Genomic DNA, 19,406 nt, shown 5'->3' with positions numbered 1-19,406 from the left:
CCGGGTGAGGCCGCGTCACCCTGAGTCCTCCTCAGCCCTCCCCGTGCGGTCGGCAGGAGGGCGTGAACGACCAGAATCGGCACCCCAGGTTTGGGTTTCCGCGGCACAGCGTGAAGACTGCTCCTGTGACGACGTCCCGTACCCCGGGGGACAACCGGCTCCGGCTCGTTCCCCGACAGCCCGTCGCCGCCGCCCGGCGCACTGTGACGACCAGGCGCTCCGCCAGGACGCCACCGCCCCCGGACGGTGTGCTGCCCCGCGACCAGCTCGCCCGGTATGCCCGCGCCTGCCTCGCCGAGGCCGTCCGCGTGGCCCGCTGGGCGGCCGGGACCGGCCGCTCCCCGCAGTCCGGCACCGAGACCGAACGCGCGGCCGAAGAGCTGCGGTTGACCGTCCCGGTGCTGCGCGCCCACTGGGACCGGGCCAAGCTGGCCGGCCTCATCGAACTCCACGGGGAGACCGCACGCGCCGGATGGCGGCTGCGGGCCTGGGACCAGGACGACAGCGCCGTGCTGCGGGGCTGGGTCGCCCTCTTCGACGCCTGGTCGCTCGCACACCCCGCTCCGCTGCCGCACGAGCAGAGCCTGGTCGCGGAGATCGTCGAGGCGGTGCCGCAGTTCCTGTCCGTGATGCACCTCTCCGGCGGTCCCGTCACCTTCGACCTGCTGCACGACCTGCTCGCCCAGCGCATCGCCGAACTGCGGGCCGAACGCGACCAGGAGCCGAACCGCGCGACGGTCGGCGTCGCCCTGCCCGGACTGCTGGACTGGGCGCTGGACGGGCTCTGCGCCGTCGGCGCGCTGACCCGCTGCGCGGACGAGGAACCCGCTCCGGAGACCGGCGTGCGGCAGGGGTCCGCCGTCCTCACCCCGCTCGGCAACTGGGCGGTGTGGACCAAGCTGGAACAGATCTGCGTCGCGGCGCAGAGCCCGGCCGGGAACATCGAGCAGTCCGCCGGCGAGATGCTCCGCGGCTGCGCCCGGATGACCCCGGGCCCGGCCCGGGACGAGTACCGCGCCTGGCTCGCCGCGCGCCCCACCTCACCCGCGGTCACCGAACTGCTGGAGGCGGCCCGGGGCGAGGACGCGCTCATCCGGGGGCTGGCCTTCGAGGCGCTGCGCGTGGTGGGGGCGCCCGCCGAGGAGGCGGTGCAGGAGGCCGCGGAGGAGCCCACCCTGCGGCCCTACGCGCTGCTGTGGCTGGCCGAGCAGGCGGGCACCGATCCGGAGGACCTCTCGGGCGGCGCCCCCGGTGTGCTCACCCGGCAGGAGGCGACCTGGCTGTGGGTGGACACCGCGGCCGCCGTCACCGACCACGGCGAGGAGCGCCTGCTGGTCGACCACCTGGGCACCGCCGTACAGGGCTCGGTGCCCAAGCTGCTGGAGGAGGTCCGGGCGACGGGCCATCCGCGCACGGTGCAGGTCCTGGTCGCGCTCGCCGCCGCGCATCCGGACCCCGCACTGGCCAAGGCCGTGCGCCGGGCCGCCTTCCAGGTGCACACCGGCGGGGAGTGACGCGGGGCACGTCGGCTCTCCGGCTGCGCCCGGCGGGCCCGCGGCGGCGGGGCGGTGTCCGGCAGCGCACCGGAAAAGCGTTTGCCTTCCGCCGGTAGACTGGCCCGCATGCCTCATCTCCTCGTGCATTAGGCGTGCGTACGCCGCTTCCGCACTTCTCCCGTACGCACGTCCACAGCCCTGCCTTGGAGTCTTCCAGTGATCACCGCAACCGGTCTTGAGCTGCGCGCCGGAGCACGCGTCCTCATCGAGTCCGCCACCTTCCGCATCGCCAAGGGCGACCGCATCGGTCTGGTGGGGCGCAACGGCGCGGGCAAGACCACCCTCACCAAGTGCCTGGCGGGTGAGGGCACGCCCGCCGCCGGCTCCGTCACCAGCAGCGGCGAGGTCGGCTACCTCCCGCAGGACCCGCGCACCGGAGACCTCGACGTGCTCGCGCGCGACCGCATCCTCTCCGCACGCGGCCTGGACGTGGTGCTGCGCAAGATGCAGGAGAACGAGGAGCGCATCGCGGGCGGCAAGGGCGCCACGCGCGAGAAGGCGATGAAGAAGTACGAGCGCCTGGAGACCGAGTTCCTCACCAAGGGCGGCTATGCCGCCGAGGCGGAGGCGGCGACCATCGCCGCCAGCCTCGGCCTGCCCGACCGGGTGCTGGGCCAGCCGCTGCACACTCTCTCCGGCGGTCAGCGGCGCCGCGTCGAACTGGCCCGCATCCTCTTCTCGGACGCCGACATCCTGCTGCTGGACGAGCCGACCAACCACCTGGACGCCGACTCGATCGTCTGGCTGCGCGACTTCCTCAAGACCTACCGCGGCGGTCTCATCGTCATCTCCCACGACGTCGACCTGGTGGAGACGGTGGTCAACAAGGTCTTCTACCTGGACGCCAACCGGTCGGCCATCGACATCTACAACATGGGCTGGAAGCAGTACCTCACCCAGCGCGAGGACGACGAGAAGCGCCGCCGCCGGGAGCGGGCCAACGCCGAGAAGAAGGCGGCGGCCCTCAATTCGCAGGCCGACAAGATGCGGGCCAAGGCCACCAAGGCCGTCGCCGCGAAGAACATGGCGCGCCGCGCCGAGAAGCTGCTGTCCGGGCTGGAGGGCGAGCGGCAGAGCGACAAGGTCGCCAAGCTGCGCTTCCCCGATCCGGCGCCCTGCGGCAAGACCCCGCTGATGGCCGAGGACCTGTCGAAGTCCTACGGCTCGCTGGAGATCTTCACCGGCGTCGACCTGGCCGTCGACCGGGGCTCCCGCGTCGTCATCCTCGGCCTCAACGGCGCGGGCAAGACGACGCTGCTGCGGCTGCTGGCCGGGGTCGAGGAACCGGACACCGGCAAGGTCGTCCCCGGTCACGGGCTGAAGCTCGGCTACTACGCGCAGGAGCACGAGACGCTGGATCCCGCGCGCACGGTGCTGGAGAACATGCGCTCGGCGGCGCCGGACATGGATCTGGTCGAGATCCGCAAGACGCTGGGCTCCTTCCTCTTCTCCGGCGACGACGTGGACAAGCCCGCCGGGGTGCTCTCCGGTGGGGAGAAGACCCGGCTGGCCCTGGCCACGCTGGTCGTCTCCTCGGCCAATGTGCTGCTGCTGGACGAGCCGACCAACAACCTCGACCCGGCCAGCCGCGAGGAGATCCTGGGCGCCCTGCACACCTTCACCGGGGCGGTCGTACTGGTCACCCACGACGAGGGCGCCGTCGCGGCGCTGGAGCCGGAGCGGATCATCATGCTGCCGGACGGTGTCGAGGACCTGTGGGGGCAGGAGTACGCGGACCTCGTGGCCCTTGCTTGATCCATCCGGGATGGATCATTCGGCCGACGGTTGATCCTTCATCTGAGTGAGTGCGGCTGGTACCCCGGCGCGGCCCGACGGCCGGGCCGGGTCCCCGTGGCAGGAGTCGGCGGCGGTCCGGACCGATTCCTCCGAAACGTCGCTGACCTGCTGTTTTTCTCGTGTGTGCGCTCCGGAATCCGACATGCACGTGCATCTGCACAGGGAGGGAAGCGGTGTCCGCCGGGCGCTCCCGGCGTGCACATGTTCCCGAGCCGCCCATGAAGACCTTGCCGAATGGGTGGCCAGATGTGGGGGGAGGGGTGATCATGAGAGGCACAGAGCGCACTTCCCATGAGGAGGCACGGGTGGCCGAGACTCTGAAGAAGGGCAGCCGGGTGACCGGCGCCGCGCGCGAGAAGCTCGCGGCAGACCTGAAGAAGAAATACGACTCCGGAGCGAGCATCAGGGCGCTGGCCGAAGAGACCGGGCGTTCCTACGGGTTTGTGCACCGGATGCTCAGCGAGTCGGGTGTGACTCTGCGCGGACGCGGCGGAGCGACCCGAGGCAAGAAGCCGAGCTCCTCCTGAGGAGGCTTTCGAGCAGACCCTCCGGTAGTTACTCTTCAGTTGGCAATACTGCTGGGTAACCACCGGAGGACCTCGATGACCCTGCTCAACCAGGACGGCGTACATGTCGCCGCCGACGGCGAGGTGGCCACGGTCACCCTCACCAACCCGGCCAAGCGCAATGCGCAGACGCCCGCCACCTGGCGGGCACTGGCCGAGGCGGGGCGCGTGCTGCCGGGCACGGTGCGGGTCGTCGTGCTGCGCGGCGAGGGCAAGTCCTTCTCCGCCGGGCTCGACCGACAGGCTTTCGAGCCCGAGGGCTTCGACGGCGAACCGTCGTTCCTGGATCTCGCACGCGGTGGCGACGAGGAACTGGACGCCGCCATCGCGGAGTACCAGGAGGCGTTCACGTGGTGGCGCCGCCCCGACCTGATCAGTGTCGCGGCGGTCCAGGGGCACGCCATCGGCGCCGGGTTCCAGCTCGCGCTCGCCTGCGACCTGCGGGTCTGCGCGCGGGACGTGCAGTTCGCCATGCGCGAGACCAGCCTCGGGCTGGTGCCCGACCTGACCGGCACGCACCCGCTGGTGAGCCTGGTCGGCCAGGCGCGCGCCCTGGAGATCTGCGCCACCGGCCGCTTCGTCCACGCCGAGGAGGCCGAACGCGTCGGGCTCGCCAACCTGGTGGTGCCCGCCGACGAGCTGGACGGCGCCGTCACCGACCTGGCAGCCGCGCTGCTGGCCGCACCGCGGGGCGCCGTCGTCGAGACCAAGGCGCTGCTCGCCGGTGCCGGCACGCGCAGCTACGACGAGCAGCGCGCCGCCGAGCGCGCCGCCCAGGCCCGCCGGCTCCGCGACCTCGCCGGGCTCGGCGACTAGCCGCTCACCTCCGGTCGGCGGCTCACCTCCGGTCGACGGCGGCCACCAGGACCGCCGCGGTCACCCCGTCGGGGGTACCGAGCGCCCCGCGCGCCGCGGCACCCGCGGCGCGCGCGGTGTCCAGGACGCGGTGCTCGGGCGAGACGGTCACCCTGAGCAGCACATGGCAGGGTCCCGCCGCCGGGTCGCCCTCGATCCGGACGGCGCTGAACCGCGGCCCCGCGGCGACATGCGAGAAGGCCGGGCCCTGCGCGGGGGCGAGCCGGACCACGCCCGGCACCGCGAGCACGGCCCGGGCGACCCGGTCGGCCGCCTCCGCCTGCTCCGTCCCCGGCTCCTCCGTCCGCCCGCCCGGGCCGGCGCCCCGCGCCGCGGGCTCCCGCCCGGGCGCCGGCTCCTCCGCGCCCTCCCGGGGGCCGGACCCCTCCTCCCGGCGGACGCGTCCGGCGCTGCCCGCCTCCACCAGCTCGGTGACCCGCAGGTCCACGTACTCCAGCGGCAGGCCCAGCTCCCGCTCGGCGGCTGCCAGCAGGGTGCGCCGCACCTCGTCGGCCGCGGCCGGAACCGGCCGGTCGGCGTCCACCGCCAGATGTGCGGTCAGCGTCAGCGGGCCCGGCGGCAGCGCACCGGCGGGTGCCGGTACGGCGGACTCGGCGGCTGAGCGCGGACCGGAGGGGTCCAGCCGCACCGCGCTCAGCCGGGCGCCGGGTACCGACCGGTGGAGCACCCCCAACGCGACCTCCTCCGTCACCCAGACGCCGTCCGCCGCCTCTCCCAGCGGCAGGATCCGCCCCAGCCCGAGCTGCTGCCGTACCTCCGTGGTCAGCCGTTCCGCCGCCATGGCGCGCACTTCCCTTCCGCGTCCGCCGCCGTTCCCGTCGCCCGTGAGAGAACCTTCCGTGCCGACGGCGTGCCCGCGCGGACCGCGGGGCGTACGGGCGGCAAGGGTCACCCGCACGGAGGAGTGCAGCGGATCTGCGCGCGCGGCGCCGGGCGGGTTGTGCCTACGGTGAGGCGCGGAGCGGCAGGCCGCTTCGAACCTCCGAGAGGGGCGCAGAGATGTCCGAGACCAGTACGTCCAACCGCTCCGAGAACCGCAGCGGGGCCACCGGACGGCAGACCGGCGGGGGAGCCGAACAGGGGCGCCGCGGGTCGGGGGCGGCGGGCACCCGGGGCCGCACCACCATCGCCGACGGCGTGGTCGAGAAGATCGCGGGCATGGCGGCCCGCGACGTGGTCGGTGTCCATGCGATGGGCGGCGGTATGGCCCGGACCTTCGGCGCCGTCCGCGACCGGGTCCCCGGCGGGGGCCGGTCGGTCAGCCGGGGCGTCAAGGCCGAGGTCGGCGAGGTGCAGACGGCGCTCGATCTGGAGATCGTCGTCGACTACGGCGTGTCGATCTCGGATGTGGCGCGCGCGGTCCGGGAGAACGTCGTCTCGTCCGTCGAGCGGATGACCGGCCTCGAGGTGGTCGAGGTCAACATCGCGGTGAGCGACGTCAAGCTGCCGGACGAGGAGGACGACGAGGACGAGGACTCCGACCGCACCCGCGTGCAGTGAGCCGCCGCGGCACACCAGGGAACGTGCTCGAGCGCCGGGAGCCCCGTCCCGGCGCCGACCGAAGGAGCGCAGGATGAGTATGGCCTTTGCCGGCCTGATCGCCGGACTGGCACTGGGCTTCGCCGGATACTTCGGCGGATTCGGAGCCTTCGTGCTGGTCGCGGCGCTGGGGGCCGTCGGCTTCCTGGTGGGCCGGTTCGCGGACGGAGACCTGGAGGCGGGAGACTTCTTCCGCGGCCGGGACGGCGAGCGCCGCAGGTGACTCCGTGACGGATGCCCAGATCTCCGCGGGAGAGCGGGGGGCGACCAGGATCGCCGACCGGGTGGTCGCCAAAGTAGCCGCCCAGGCCGCGCGTGAGGCGCTGCGCCAGGTCCCGGCCGGGGAGGACCCGGCGGCGGGCCGGCTCCCGGTGGGCCGGCCGGTGCGCCGCACCGCGGTCACTGTGCGGGAGCGGACCGCGCGGGTACGGCTCGGACTGGAACTCGGCTACCCCTCGGACCTCGGTGCGCAGTGCGGCGCCGTACGCCGCCGCGTCATCGCACGGCTGGGCGAACTCGTCGGCATGGATGTGCCGGACGTGGCACTGGACATCGAGCGGCTGACCTCGGCGCAGTTGCGGGGCGAACGCTCCGGGAGGGTGCAGTGACCCCAGCAGGCGACACGGGCGCCCCGCACCCGAACGGGGCCGGCCGGCGAGGAGCGGGCACCACGTCGGAGAAGGCCCCGCAGACCCCCGGGGCCCCCGGATCCACCGAGCTCCCGGAGACCCCCGAGACTCCGGAGGGACCCTCGGATCCGGAGGCCGCCGGGCCGACCCCGCCCTCCGCGTCCGGGCCGTCCGGCTCCGGGGCCGCTCCCCCGGAGGAGGCCGACGGGCCCGGCGCGGGCGCAGGGAAGGCGGGCCGGTTCTGGTCGGTCCGCAGGGTGCCGGCCGGTGTCGTCGCGCTGCTGCTGTTCGCCGGCACCGGGATCCTGCTCTACGACGCGGCCTCCGTGCGGGCCGGTCGCACCGGTATGGCCTGGCGCCGGACACTCACCGACGAGCTGGCCTCCCGCCGCCTCGACGACGTCCTCATGCTGGCGGGCGCCGCCGTGCTCGCCGCACTCGGCCTGTGGCTGCTGGTGCTGGCACTCACTCCCGGCAAGCGGTCGCTGCTGACGATGCGGCCGGACGTCCCCGGGGTGCGCGCCGGACTCGAACGCTCCGCCGCCGCGCTGGTGCTGCGGGACCGGGCCATGGAGGTCTCGGGCGTGCAGGCGGTGCGGGTCACCGTCTCCCGCCGCAGGGTCCGGGCCCGGGCGACGGCGCACTTCCGCGACCTGGCCGAGGTGCGCGGCGATCTGGACGGCGCGCTGCGCGCCGGCATCGCGGAGCTGGGACTGGCCGGCCGACCGGGACTGGCCGTCCAGGTGCGGCGGCCGCCGAAACGACGGTGAGGCGAGGACGATGCTGCGGACTGTTGACCGGGTGCTGCTCGCGCTGGTCGGGCTGGTGCTGCTCGCACTCGGCCTGGCGGTGCTCTTCGCGGGCTTCGACCTGCCCCGCCGCTGGGGGGTCACCATGCCGGCGGACTGGCCGTGGAGCGGGCCCGAGGACGTGGTGCTGACCGACGCCGAGCGCACCCGGTGGACCGACGAGGGCTGGTGGTGGCCGGTGGCTCTCGCCGTCCTGGCGGTGCTGTTCCTGCTGTTCCTGTGGTGGCTGCTGGCGCAGTTGCGGTGGCAGCGGCTGGACGGAGTCGAGGTCGACAGCAGGGACGGCGAGGGCGCCGTCCTCCGGGGGCGGGCCCTGGAGGACGCCGTCGCCGCGGAGGCGGAGTCCCAGCCGGGCATCGACCGGGCGCGCGTCGTCCTGACGGGGAAGCGCGGCCGCCCGCGGGCCCGCGTCGGGCTGGTGCTGACCGCGCACGCCAAGCCGGGCCCCGCAGTGCACCGGCTGTACCGCGAGGCGCTGGCCCACGCGGTGACCTCGGCCGGGCTCCAGGAGCTGCCGGCCGAGGTGAGGATGCGGGCCGCCCGGCACCGTGCGGAACGGGTGAGCTGATCCCCGCAGCGGGCCGGCTCCGGGCGGCACCGGGCGCTCAGAACCCGTGCAGCGCTCCGCCGTCAACCGGCAGCATCACCCCGGTCAGATACGAGGCGGCGGGGGAGAGGGCGAAGGCGGCCGTCCGGCCGAACTCCTCCGGTGTGCCGTAGCGGCGCAGCGGGATGCCCGCGCAGTTGCGCTCGCGGGCGGCGTCCCCGTCCCCGGAGAGGGAGTCGAGATACTGCATCCGCTCGGTGCCGATCCGGCCGGGCATCAGCCCCAGCACCCGGATGCCGCGCGGGCCCAGCTCGTTCGCGAGGCTCTTGGCGAACCCCGCCAGCCCCGGACGCAGCCCGTTGGAGAGGGTCAGCCCGGGGATCGGCTCGCGCACGGACCCGGAGAGCACGAAGCCGACCACTCCGCCCTCGCCCAGCTCGCCGGCTGCCGTGCGGGCCAGCCGCACGGCGCCCAGGAAGACGTCGTCGAAGGCCGTCTGCCACTGCTCGTCGGTGAGCTGGTCGGCGGGTACGCCCGCCTGGGGGCCGCCGACGCTGACGAGGAGGCCGTCGAACCGCCCGAACCGCTCCCGCGCGGCGGCGATCACCCGAGCCGGGGTCCCCGGGTCGGCGTTGTCCGCGCCGATGCCCAGCGCCCGGCCCTCGGCGCCCGACGCCTCCACCCCGAGCTGCGCCGCCGCCTCCTCGGCCGACTTCTCCGAGCGGCCGGTGACGACGACGCGCGCCCCTTCGGCGAGCAGTTGTGCGGCGGTGGCGAACCCGAGCCCGCGGGTGCCCCCGGTGATGACGTAGACGCGCTCTGAAAGTCCAAGGTCCATGGGGAGCAGTCTGCCTGACCGCGGTGCGGCCCCGGAGGGTGCGGTGCCCCGGATCCCGCCGGTCTCAGACGGGTTCGGCCACCGGCTCCGGCCGCTCCGGGGCTTGGGCCGCCGCGCGCCGCTCCTTGACCTCGCGGCGCACCAGGACGACCCAGCCGACCGGGACCGCGGCGGTGAACAGCCACCACTGCACGGCGTAGGCCATGTGCGGCCCGATCCCGCTGTGGTCGGGCTCGGGCAGGACCTCCGGCTGCTGCCCGCCGGGCCGGGGCGAGGTCTTCGTGAGCTGGACGTAGCCCCCCAGCAGCGGGCGGTCCACCTCCGGGGCCTGCTTCCGGCTGTTGATCAGCATGACCTGGCGGTCGGGCAGGCCCTGGGTGTCCTTGATCCCGCTGGCCTCGGTGGTCTCGTCCGGCATCATCCGTCCGACGACTCCGACCCGGCCCCGGGGCGGCTCGGGTACCTCGGGGAAGGCCGTCAGGTCGCGGTCCGCGCGGATCCAGCCGCGGTTGACCAGGATCGCCGAACCGTCGTCGAGGACGAGCGGAGTGACGACGAAATAGCCGATGGTGTCGCGGTCCGGGCCGGTGCGGTGCCGGACGACGACCTCGTGCTCGGTGTCGTAGGTGCCGTGCGCGGTGACCGTGCGGAACTTGTCGCGGTCCGCGGGCTCCCGGCCCCTCCCGGTCAGTTCGGTGACCGGCACGGTGGGCGCCGCCAGGCTCGCGGCCACCTCCTCGTTGCGCGCGACCCGGCTCTCGTGGCGGTGCAGCTGCCAGAAGCCCAGCTTGATCATCGCGGGGATCAGCACGAGGCCGAGCAGGGTGAGGATCACCCATTGCCGGGACAGCAGGAAGCGGTACACGTCTACCGACGGTACCCCCCGGCGGTTCACCCCTCCGGTGCGGGGGCCACGTCCTGCAGGAGCTGGGTGAAGGCGGCCTCGTCGACGACGGGCGTGCCGTGGCTGCGGGCCTTCACCACCTTCGAGGTGGGGGAGTCCGGGTCATTGGTGACCAGGAGACTGGTCAGCCGCGAGACGCTGGTGGCGATGTGGAGGCCCGCCTCGATCGCCCGGTCCTCCAGCAGGTCCCGGTCCACCGAGGTGTCTCCGGAGATGGCCACCCGCATCCCCTGCACCAGGCGCCCCTCCGGTTCGTAGCGTCCCGGGTTGGGGTACGGACAGGCCGGCCGTTTGCGCGAGGGCCGCCAGGTGCCGTACCCGCTGCCGTAGGCGCGGTACCCGGCACCCGGCCCGCCTCCCGGGCGGCGCGGGACCACCGCGTCCGACCACTCGGTCAGCGGCTGGCACGCCAGCAGCGGCAGCCGCACCCGCTGCCGCGCCGCCAGATGCAGACTGGGGCGGAACGCCTCGGCCAGCACCCGCGCGTCGTCCAGCGCGTGGTGCGCCCGCTGCTGGACCACGCCGTAGTGCGCGGCGAGGGACTCCAGCTTGTGGTTGGGCAGCGGCAGCGACAGCTCCTTGGACAGGGCGATGGTGCACAGCCGCTGGCGCACCGGCGCCTCGCGCTCCGCCCGCGCGTACTCCCGCGCGATCATCGACCAGTCGAAGACGGCGTTGTGTGCGACCAGCACGCGGCCCGCCAGCCGGGTGGCGAACTCGTCGGCGATCTGCCCGAAGAGCGGCGCGTCGGCCAGCGCCTCGGCGGTCAGCCCGTGGATCCAGGTGGGGCCGGGATCGCGCTGCGGATTGACCGGCGTGTACCAGTGGTCCTCGACCTCGCCGCGTGCGTCGAGGCGGTAGACGGCCGCGGACACGATCCGGTCGTCCCGCGCGAGGCCCGTGGTCTCCACGTCCACCACCGCGTAGCCGTCCGGATATCCGGTGGGCCAGTCGGAGGGCGGCTGGGAGTCGGCGGCGGGCTGCGCGGGGATGCGCGGGGAGGTCCCGTCCGTGCGTGCCGTCTGGTCTTCGAGCATGGTCACAGAGAATACGGGTCGCTACTGACAGCGCCGCACGCCGTGCCCGCACCGCAGCGTCCGCTCCGCACTCCCGGCGGGTCCGGCCCCGGCACTGCGGAAAGCCGCCAAACCCCCAGCGGTGCGGGCGGATCGGACGTTCCGCTCAGGCCGCCGGTCCGTGCCCAGACGGCGCACGGACCGGCGCCCGCGGCCGGGGCCGGACCGTCGCCTCTCCCGGCCGCGTCCCGTGTCCCGGCGCGGCCGGGCGGCGGCGCCGGGGCCGACGCCCGTCGCCGCGGCCGGGAAAGTCCCTGCCGCCGGGCCCCGTTCGCGGGTGAGCGCGTCCGGGCGCGGGCGGCGGGGCGACGTGCGTGCCGGCGGAACGTGCGGCCTTGCGGCGTCCGACTCCGTCCGCAAAGCGCTCAACTCCCGTACGGTACGGCCGACGACGTCTCCGGTGCCCGCGCGCCGACGGCCGGGGGAGCGGACGGGGGAGCGGACGGGCGCCGGGCCGGAGCCCGGACGGCACCCGTCCGCGTGATACCCGCTCCGGGAGGGAAGGGGCGGGTGTGCTGCGGCCGGGATTCCATACCAAGCGGTAACAACCTCTGGCGCGGGGCTTCCGGCGGCCTTACCTTGCTGACATGCCGTCTAGCCTGCCCGATGTGGTCCTCTGGTCCATCCCCGCGTTCGTCCTGCTCACCGTCATCGAAATGGTGAGTTACCGCCTGCATCCGGACGAGGACGCCGCTGGATACGCCGCGAAGGACGCCGCGACGAGCATCACCATGGGGCTCGGCAGCCTGGTGTTCGACGCGCTGTGGAAGATCCCGATCGTCGCCGTGTACGCGGCGCTCTACGAACTCACCCCGCTCCGCGTGCCGATCCTCTGGTGGACCCTGCCCCTGATGCTGCTCGCGCAGGACTTCTTCTACTACTGGTCGCACCGTGGCCACCACGTGATCCGCATCCTGTGGGCCTGCCACGTCGTGCACCACTCCAGCCGGAAGTTCAACCTCACCACGGCGCTCCGCCAGCCCTGGACGACCTGGACCGTGTGGCCGTTCTACGTACCGATGATCGCCTGCGGCGTCCATCCGGCGGCCCTCGCGTTCTGCTCCGCCACCAACCTCGTCTACCAGTTCTGGATCCACACCGAGCGGATCGGGAAGCTGCCGCGCCCCGTCGAGTTCGTCTTCAACACACCCTCGCACCACCGTGTGCACCACGCGTCCCAGGGCAGCTATCTCGACCGCAACTTCGGCGGCATCCTGATCGTCTGGGACCGGCTCTTCGGCTCGTTCGTGCCGGAGACCGACTCCTGCGTCTTCGGTCTGACCAAGAACGTCGACTCCTACAACCCGCTGCGCGTCGCCACGCACGAGTACGCGGCCATCGCCCGTGACGTGCGCGCGGCGCGCAGCTGGCGGGAGCGCGGCGGCCGGATCTTCCGCGGCCCCGGCTGGCAGCCCGCCGGACAGCCCGTCGAGCCGTCCCGGCCCGCGCCGGAACTCGCCGACCGGTAACCGACCCGGCAACGGAAGACGGAAAGGGGCCGGACCGCTGGATACGCGGTCCGGCCCCTTCTGCCGACCGCCCCGGGCCGTCGAGCGGGCCGGTGCGGTCGGCACTCCGTCACTTCGTCACGCTGTCACGCCGCCCCGCCGTCACTTGGTGACGGCCGCCAGCGCGTCCACGAGTCCGTGGCCGTAGAAGCTGTTGTTGCCCCGCACGCCGGTGCAGGTGGCGGCGTAGGTGCCGCGGTTGCCCGGGTCGTAGCTCTCCGGGCAGGGCAGGGTCTGCGCCTGCGCCTTCAGCAGCCAGGAGACCTCCTGGGCGCTGGACTTGGGGTGGGTGCTCTTGATCAGCGCCGCCACACCCGCGACCTGCGGACCGGCCATCGAGGTGCCCTGGAGGTAGGCGTACTCGCCGTTCGGCATGGTGGACAGCACGCCACCGTCCTTGGCGGGCTCCTCCGGGGTCTGGAACGCGCGGTCACCACCGGGTGCCGTCACGTCGATCTCGTACCGGCCGTAGTTGGAGTAGTACGACTTCAGGTTCTCCGGGCCGGTCGCCGAGACGGAGGTGGTCCCGTCCAGCATCGCCGGCACGTCCTTGCAGTGCTCCGGGTCGATGGTCCGCTCGACCGGGGTGCCGTCGTCCGGGCTGCTGTCGTCCTTGATCTCGTCCGCGGCCAGGTCGTTCGACGAGTTGCCCGCCGAGGTGACCGTGGTGACGCCCTTGCGCTGCGCGTACCGGATGGCGCGCTGCACCGACTCGGTGATGGCCTTCTGGTCGACCTGGTCGTCGCAGTTGTAGAGCCACGGGTCGACGTAGTAGCTGTTGTTGGTGACCTCGATGCCGTGGTCGGCCGCGAACACCATGGCGCAGACCACGGCCTCGCTGTAGAACAGCGCCGTCTCGGGCTCGCTCACCTTGAGGGAGGCGACCTTCACGTTGGGCGCGGTGCCCGCGATGCCGACACCGTTGCGGGGCGCGGCGATGATGCCCGCCACGTGGGTGCCGTGGTAGTCCTCGCTCGGGTCGTACGGACGCCAGGCGCCGGGCGAGGTGTCGGCCTTGCCGCCGACGCAGTTCGCGGACTGCTTCTTGGAGAAGTTGGCCTTCAGGTCCGGGTGGGTGTCGTCCACGCCGGTGTCGATGACGCCGACGGTGACCTTCCTGCTGCCCTCGTTGACCTCGGCGGCCTTGTCGGCCTTGATGGCCCGCTTGTCCCACTGCAGGGACTCCAGCGGCTCCTGGTCCTTGGCCCGCGCCGCGGTCAGCGACGACTTGGCCTTGGGCTCCTTGACGAAGTGCGGCTTGCCCACCTCGGTGGTGGTCGCCGCCTTGAGCGGAGCCGTGCGGGTGGCGCCCGCCGAGTCGACACCGTCGACGTTGCGCAGGGTCTCGCCGAACTCCGGGTTGCTGGAGTGCGCGACGATGACGCCTATTTTCCGGTAAGTGGCTATGACCTTGCCGTCAGCCTCGCGTATTTCCTTCTTGACACGTTTGACGGTACGGCCACTGGTTTCGGTGTTGACGATGTAGCTGAGCTTCTCGCCGGCCTTCGCCTTGGGTGTCGCGGCCTCGGCCGCGGCCCGCTCGGTGGTCTGCGCGTTCGCGGAGGCCGCGCCCGCCAGGCCGAGGGTGGCGGTCAACACCAGTCCCAGCGGCACCGCTACAGCACGTCGCCGCCTGGATGGTCTCACATGCATGGGGTCTCCATGTCGTCTGAAGTTGTCCACAGACGACGGAAGTTATCTCTGGGAGCCAGGTAACTGCAATGGATTGATGGAGAAAGGCTGAAGGCTGTACGCAAGCGTGATCGGTCTTATCTGTTTCAACTACCGACCCCTGTTGCGGGCGCGACGCACGATCTACGATGCGCGCACTGCTCGTCATTGAGACGTGGGTCACACTCTTTGAACGCTCCGTCCCCCTCACGTTCCCTCAGGAGTCACTGTGGACACCGCCCCAGAGCACGCGCACTCCGGCCCACCGGGCCCCCGCGACTACACGGACGTCCAGCACAGTGCCGAGTTCGGTGAACTCCGGCGCGGCTACCGCTCGTTCGTCTTCCCGCTGACCGTCGGGTTCATCGTCTGGTACCTGCTCTACGTCCTGCTCTCGAACTACGCGGGCGGGTTCATGGGCACCGAGGTCGTCGGGAACATCAACGTCGCCTTCGTCTTCGGGCTGGCGCAGTTCCTGACGACCTTTCTGATCGCCTGGTGGTACTCGCGGTTCGCCGCAGTGAAGCTCGACCCCAAGGCGGAAGCGCTCAAGACGCGGCTGGAGGCGGAGAACCTGCAGCGGGCCACCGGGGCCGAAATCGGCCACCAGGCCACACCCCGTGCCGAGGACAAGGGCGAGCTCGCCGGTCAGGAGGACGACGCATGAGTCTCACCCAGCAACTCGCAGCGCCTGCCACCCAGCTCGCCGCCGAGGGCGCCGGCGAGCACCGCACGCTGATCATCACACTCTTCTCGGTCTTCGTCGCCATCACTCTCGGCGTCACCGTCTGGGCAGGCCGCCGGACCAAGGACGCCACCGACTTCTACGCGGGCGGACGCCAGTTCAGCGGCTTCCAGAACGGCCTGGCCATCTCCGGCGACTACATGTCCGCCGCGTCCTTCCTCGGCATCGCGGGAGCCATCGCGCTGTCCGGGTACGACGGATTCCTCTACTCCATCGGCTTCCTCGTCGCCTGGCTGGTGGCGCTGCTGCTGGTCGCCGAACCGCTGCGGAACTCCGGGCGCTACACCATGGGCGACGTCCTGGCCTACCGGATGCGGCAGCGCCCCGTACGGACCGCGGCGGGCGTCTCCACCATCATCGTCTCGATCTTCTACCTGCTCGCCCAGATGGTCGGCGCCGGCGCCCTCGTCGCACTGCTGCTGGGCATCACCGGCGAGGCCGGCAAGAACCTGATCGTCGTCTTCGTCGGCATCGTCATGATCCTCTACGTGACGGTGGGCGGCATGAAGGGCACCACCTGGGTGCAGATGATCAAGGCGTGCCTGCTGATCGGCGGCACGGTCGTGATCACCGTGCTGGTGTTCCACAAGTTCAACTACAACCTCTCCGCCCTGCTCGGCGCCGCCGCCGAGAACAGCGGCAAGGGCGCGTCGTTCCTGGAACCCGGACTCAAGTACGGCGTCTCGACGACCTCGCGGATCGACTTCCTCTCCCTGGGCATCGCACTCGTGCTCGGCACCGCCGGGCTGCCGCACATCCTCATCCGCTTCTACACCGTGCCCACCGCCAAAGCCGCCCGGAAATCCGTCAACTGGGCCATCGGCATCATCGGCGTCTTCTACCTGATGACCATCGCGCTCGGCTTCGGCGCCGCCGCGCTGCTCAGCCGCAAGACGATCACCGATTCGAACGCCGCGGGCAACACCGCCGCCCCGCTGCTCGCCCAGGAGATCGGCGGCGGAGCGGACTCCACCGGCGGTGCCGTCCTGCTGGCGATGATCTCCGCGGTCGCCTTCGCCACCATCCTCGCCGTCGTCGCCGGACTGACCCTCGCCTCCTCGTCCTCCTTCGCGCACGACCTGTACGCCAACGTCATCCGCAGGGGCAAGGCCACCGAGAAGGAAGAGGTCAAGGCGGCCCGCGTCTCGGCGGTCATCATCGGCGGCGTCGCCATCGGCCTGGGGATCTTCGCCGGCAAGCTCAACGTCGCCGGACTCGTCGCCCTCGCCTTCGCGGTCGCCGCCTCCGCGAACCTGCCCACCCTCCTCTACAGCCTCTTCTGGAAGCGCTTCACCACCACGGGCGCGCTGTGGTCGATCTACGGCGGGCTGGTCTCCTCGGTGGTCCTGGTGTTCTTCTCGCCAGTGGTCACCGGCAAGGAGACCTCCATGTTCCCCGACGCCGACTTCGCCTGGTTCCCGCTGCAGAATCCTGGCCTCATCTCCATTCCGCTGGGCTTTCTGCTCGGCTGGATCGGTTCTCTCGTCTCCAAGGACGAGGGCGCCGGAGGCGCCAAGTACGCGGAGCTCGAGGTCCGCTCCATGACAGGAGTAGGCGCCCACTGACGCCGGGCGCCCCCTTCGCGGGGGCGCCGCCTCCCCCCTTCGCTGGGTGCCCCCGTCCGTTGTTTGCCTCGGTGCGGCGCCGTTGTCGGGGGCTTCGCCCCCGAGCCCCCTTTGTCCTCGCCGGACGGGCGTTGGGGCGGCTCCGCCCCCCAACAGCCCCCCGCTAGGGGGCTTCGCCCCCTAGGACCCCCAGCCGCACCCACGCAAGACCTTGCGTACGTGTGTTCCGCGCCAGCCTTTGGTCCGTCGGGTGCGGGAAGTGTCCTGATGCCGTCCGTCACAGCACAAGAGCGCTCCCGCAGTCGAGAGGCCCCCGGCGGTTGCCGGATACGGGAGGGGGAGGGAGAAGTTGTGGTGCCTGGGGGTTTCTAAGGGGGCGGAGCCCACTTAGCGGGGGGCCGTTGGGGGGCAGCGCCCCCCGACACGACCGCTCGGCGGCAGCCGAAAACGCCAGGGGGCGTGCCCCCACATTGCGCCCCCCGCGAAGGGGAGGGCCGGGACGTCAGGGGGCGTGCCCCCACGGAGCCGGGCCACCCGCGGAGGGGAACCGACCCCGCGAAGACGCCCCCCGCGAAGGGAGTCGCGGATGCGGGGGCCGGCGCGCCAGCGCCCTCGCAGGTGCGACCCCGCAACAGCGGAAGCTGTCGGATGTCACATACGTGACTTACGCTGCGAAGCAGATCACGCACTTGGGAGGGCTGTCAGCATGCTGCTGGACACCTATGGGCGGGTCGCCACCGACCTGCGCGTTTCGCTGACCGACCGCTGCAATCTGCGCTGCACGTACTGCATGCCGGAAGAAGGACTGCAGTGGCTCGCCAAGCCCGAGCTGCTGACCGACGACGAGATCGTCCGGCTGGTCCGGATCGCCACCGCCAAGCTCGGGGTCACCGAGGTGCGGTTCACCGGAGGTGAGCCGCTGCTGCGTCCGGGGCTGGCCGGTGTCGTGGCGCGCTGCGCCGAGCTGCCGGCCCGTCCCAGAATGTCGCTGACCACCAATGGCATCGGGCTGGAGCGCACGGCGGAGGCGCTGCGGGAGGCCGGGCTGGACCGGGTGAACGTCTCGCTGGACACGCTCGACCCCGAGACGTTCCGGCGGATGACCCGCCGCAAGCGCCACGCGGACGTGCTGCGCGGGCTGGCCGCGGCGCGGGCGGCGGGGCTGACGCCGGTGAAGGTCAACGCGGTGCTGATGCCCGGTCTCAACGACCAGGAGGCTCCCGAGCTGCTGTCCTGGGCGCTGGAGGAGGGCTATGAGCTGCGGTTCATCGAGCAGATGCCGTTGGACGCGCAGCACGGCTGGCAGCGCGAGGGCATGATCACCGCCGGGGACATCCTGGCGTCGCTGCGCACCCGTTTCACGCTGACTCCGGAGCAGCAGGAGGAGCGCGGCTCGGCGCCCGCGGAGCGCTGGCTGGTGGACGGCGGCCCGCAGCGGGTCGGGGTGATCGCCTCGGTCACCCGCCCCTTCTGCCGGGCCTGCGACCGTACCCGGCTGACCGCGGACGGGCAGGTGCGCACCTGTCTGTTCGCCACCGAGGAGTCCGATCTGCGGGGCGCGCTGCGCGGCGGGGCGTCCGACGCGGAGATCGCGGAGCGGTGGCGGAAGGCGATGTGGGGCAAGAAGGCGGGTGCCGGTATCGACGACCCGTCGTTCGTCCAGCCGCAGCGCCCGATGTCGGCCATCGGGGGCTGACCCGGGCGGGGCGGCACTGCGGGGTCAGCCGTCGTCGGGCGCGTGCCATTCTGCGAGCGGCACGGTGTCCTTCAGGAAGCCGCGGGCGCCCAGGAACTTCGACAGGTGTTCGCGGTGTTCCTCGCAGGCCAGCCAGGTCTTGCGGCGGTCGGGGGTGTGCAGCTTGGGGTTGTTCCAGGCGAGCACCCACACGGCCGGCTCGCGGCAGCCCTTGGCGGAGCAGATCGGGGTCTCGGGTCCCTCTTCGGAGGGGGAGGCGGAGGGGATCACCGCTTCATCCTGCCTCACGGTCCGGATATTAAGCGACGCCGGGCAGCCACGGGGGGAGCCGCCCGGCGTCGGTCCATCGCTCCGACGGGGGATGCGGAGCGCACATGAAGTATGGCATGCGGGGGCGGCCGTGGTGCACCGGAACCGCAGGATTGATCTGAGGTTTTCTTGAGGTTTGTGCGAAGAACCAGATCAACTGCGGCCGCTCGCGGCCTCGTTCGAGGCCCGATCCGCGTCGTCCGGCGTGGTTCTGTCGCCCGCTTTCGTCACCCGGGAGCCCTCCACCGCCCGCTGCGGAGGTTCCGGCGGAGGAGCGGCCGGGGGAGCCGAAGGCGCGTTCTCGCGGCCCGCGTTGGCGATCACCACCGCGATGTAGGGCAGGATCAGTCCGATCACCAGGGTGGCCACTGCCAGTGGGCGCTCCACGTTCCACAGCACCACGGTGAGGATGACGGCGAGGGTGCGGACCAGCATGGAGATCACATAGCGCCGCTGCCTTCCGCGCACGTCCTCCTGCAGGCCCTGGCGGGCCCCGGTGATCCGGAAAACCTCGGGCTGGTGCTGCTTCCGCGTCACTCTTCACCACCTGCTCACCTGCCGTTCCCCGCGGCCGTGCGCGGAGATCCGGACGCTTTCCACGGTACGCCTCGGATGCGTCCGCCACGAGACCGGGGCGCCGCGCGGGCCGGACCGGCCGCCCTGCGCAGGACGGCGGTGCGGCGGATCCGGCAGGGGGCGTACCCGGGCCGCGCGCCGGGGCTCGCGGAGTGTGCCGGCTCCCCGGCGCCGCCCCCGTGTGCCGTCTCCGGGCGGG

At 72.4% G+C, this 19,406-nt stretch carries 19 protein-coding genes and 1 pseudogene; 13 read left to right on the top strand and 7 right to left on the bottom strand.

Annotated elements, in window-relative coordinates; translation table 11 throughout:
- The first annotated feature begins 248 nt into the window (after positions 1-248).
- The 4 genes from BMX65_RS00215 to BMX65_RS00200 all read left to right on the top strand — a co-directional run bounded on the left by BMX65_RS00215 (position 249) and on the right by BMX65_RS00200 (position 4,735).
- Entirely contained in the window at positions 249-1,514 is a 1,266-nt protein-coding gene (locus BMX65_RS00215; protein ID WP_074998058.1) for a hypothetical protein, read from the top strand.
- 198 nt (positions 1,515-1,712) lie between these two features.
- A complete protein-coding gene (locus BMX65_RS00210) occupies positions 1,713-3,311 on the top strand; it encodes an ABC-F family ATP-binding cassette domain-containing protein (protein WP_074998057.1) in 1,599 nt (532 codons plus the stop codon).
- 347 nt (positions 3,312-3,658) lie between these two features.
- A complete protein-coding gene (locus BMX65_RS00205) occupies positions 3,659-3,880 on the top strand; it encodes a helix-turn-helix domain-containing protein (RefSeq protein WP_177214165.1) in 222 nt (73 codons plus the stop codon).
- A gap of 75 nt (positions 3,881-3,955) precedes the next feature.
- Positions 3,956-4,735 carry an enoyl-CoA hydratase/isomerase family protein gene (locus tag BMX65_RS00200; RefSeq protein WP_074998055.1) on the top strand — a complete coding sequence of 260 codons (780 nt, stop codon included), beginning with the start codon at positions 3,956-3,958 and terminating at the stop codon, positions 4,733-4,735.
- A 22-nt stretch (positions 4,736-4,757) separates the two neighbouring features.
- Here the strand turns inward: BMX65_RS00200 and BMX65_RS00195 are convergent, their stop codons facing one another.
- Complete coding sequence (locus tag BMX65_RS00195; protein ID WP_074998054.1) at positions 4,758-5,576, bottom strand: hypothetical protein; 819 nt, start codon at positions 5,574-5,576, stop codon at positions 4,758-4,760.
- A gap of 218 nt (positions 5,577-5,794) precedes the next feature.
- Between BMX65_RS00195 and BMX65_RS00190 the strand changes: the two genes are divergently transcribed.
- From BMX65_RS00190 to amaP, 5 genes are all read left to right on the top strand, one after another.
- Positions 5,795-6,295: an Asp23/Gls24 family envelope stress response protein gene (locus BMX65_RS00190; protein ID WP_074998053.1), complete on the top strand. Its 501-nt coding sequence runs from the start codon at positions 5,795-5,797 to the stop codon at positions 6,293-6,295.
- Positions 6,296-6,368: 73 nt separating this feature from the next.
- Entirely contained in the window at positions 6,369-6,557 is a 189-nt protein-coding gene (locus BMX65_RS00185; RefSeq protein WP_026004925.1) for a hypothetical protein, read from the top strand.
- A gap of 4 nt (positions 6,558-6,561) precedes the next feature.
- Positions 6,562-6,942 carry a hypothetical protein gene (locus tag BMX65_RS00180; RefSeq protein ID WP_074998052.1) on the top strand — a complete coding sequence of 127 codons (381 nt, stop codon included), beginning with the start codon at positions 6,562-6,564 and terminating at the stop codon, positions 6,940-6,942.
- Positions 6,939-7,733 (top strand): DUF6286 domain-containing protein, encoded by a 795-nt coding sequence (locus BMX65_RS33215; RefSeq protein WP_079171620.1) that lies wholly within the window; start codon positions 6,939-6,941, stop codon positions 7,731-7,733. Before BMX65_RS00180 ends, BMX65_RS33215 begins: the two co-directional genes overlap by 4 nt.
- 10 nt (positions 7,734-7,743) lie before the next feature.
- Positions 7,744-8,340: an alkaline shock response membrane anchor protein AmaP gene (gene amaP / locus BMX65_RS00170; protein ID WP_074998051.1), complete on the top strand. Its 597-nt coding sequence runs from the start codon at positions 7,744-7,746 to the stop codon at positions 8,338-8,340.
- Positions 8,341-8,377: 37 nt separating this feature from the next.
- Here amaP and BMX65_RS00165 read toward each other — a convergent pair whose 3' ends face one another.
- The 3 genes from BMX65_RS00165 to BMX65_RS00155 form a co-directional block, all read right to left on the bottom strand.
- A complete protein-coding gene (locus BMX65_RS00165) occupies positions 8,378-9,157 on the bottom strand; it encodes an SDR family oxidoreductase (RefSeq protein ID WP_074998050.1) in 780 nt (259 codons plus the stop codon).
- 64 nt (positions 9,158-9,221) lie between these two features.
- A complete protein-coding gene (locus tag BMX65_RS00160; RefSeq protein WP_074998049.1) occupies positions 9,222-10,022 on the bottom strand; it encodes an SURF1 family cytochrome oxidase biogenesis protein in 801 nt (266 codons plus the stop codon).
- 26 nt (positions 10,023-10,048) lie between these two features.
- Positions 10,049-11,098: a DEDDh family exonuclease gene (locus BMX65_RS00155; RefSeq protein WP_177214164.1), complete on the bottom strand. Its 1,050-nt coding sequence runs from the start codon at positions 11,096-11,098 to the stop codon at positions 10,049-10,051.
- Positions 11,099-11,724: 626 nt separating this feature from the next.
- Between BMX65_RS00155 and BMX65_RS00150 the strand changes: the two genes are divergently transcribed.
- Positions 11,725-12,606, top strand: coding sequence for a sterol desaturase family protein (locus BMX65_RS00150; RefSeq protein ID WP_074998048.1), 882 nt, complete (start codon positions 11,725-11,727; stop codon positions 12,604-12,606).
- A gap of 141 nt (positions 12,607-12,747) precedes the next feature.
- Here BMX65_RS00150 and BMX65_RS00145 read toward each other — a convergent pair whose 3' ends face one another.
- Positions 12,748-14,298 (bottom strand): S8 family peptidase, encoded by a 1,551-nt coding sequence (locus tag BMX65_RS00145; RefSeq protein ID WP_177214163.1) that lies wholly within the window; start codon positions 14,296-14,298, stop codon positions 12,748-12,750.
- A gap of 247 nt (positions 14,299-14,545) precedes the next feature.
- Between BMX65_RS00145 and BMX65_RS00140 the strand changes: the two are divergent.
- From BMX65_RS00140 to moaA, 3 genes and pseudogenes are all read left to right on the top strand, one after another.
- A pseudogene (locus tag BMX65_RS00140) lies at positions 14,546-14,881 on the top strand (DUF485 domain-containing protein); the annotation flags it as partial.
- 98 nt (positions 14,882-14,979) lie between these two features.
- Complete coding sequence (locus tag BMX65_RS00135; protein ID WP_074998045.1) at positions 14,980-16,626, top strand: solute symporter family protein; 1,647 nt, start codon at positions 14,980-14,982, stop codon at positions 16,624-16,626.
- 706 nt (positions 16,627-17,332) lie between these two features.
- Complete coding sequence (gene moaA / locus BMX65_RS00130; protein WP_177214162.1) at positions 17,333-18,322, top strand: GTP 3',8-cyclase MoaA; 990 nt, start codon at positions 17,333-17,335, stop codon at positions 18,320-18,322.
- Between the two features lie 24 nt (positions 18,323-18,346).
- On the opposite strand, the gene BMX65_RS00125 is transcribed toward moaA, so the two are convergent.
- Entirely contained in the window at positions 18,347-18,610 is a 264-nt protein-coding gene (locus BMX65_RS00125) for a hypothetical protein (protein ID WP_398765027.1), read from the bottom strand.
- A gap of 174 nt (positions 18,611-18,784) precedes the next feature.
- A complete protein-coding gene (locus tag BMX65_RS00120; protein ID WP_074998043.1) occupies positions 18,785-19,168 on the bottom strand; it encodes a DUF3099 domain-containing protein in 384 nt (127 codons plus the stop codon).
- Positions 19,169-19,406 lie beyond the last annotated feature (238 nt).

This window comes from Streptomyces qinglanensis, assembly GCF_900111245.1.
Classification (GTDB): Bacteria; Actinomycetota; Actinomycetes; order Streptomycetales; family Streptomycetaceae; genus Streptomyces; species Streptomyces qinglanensis.
The sequence above is the reverse complement of the archived record's forward strand: the minus strand, read 5'-3'. Positions and strand labels throughout refer to the sequence as shown.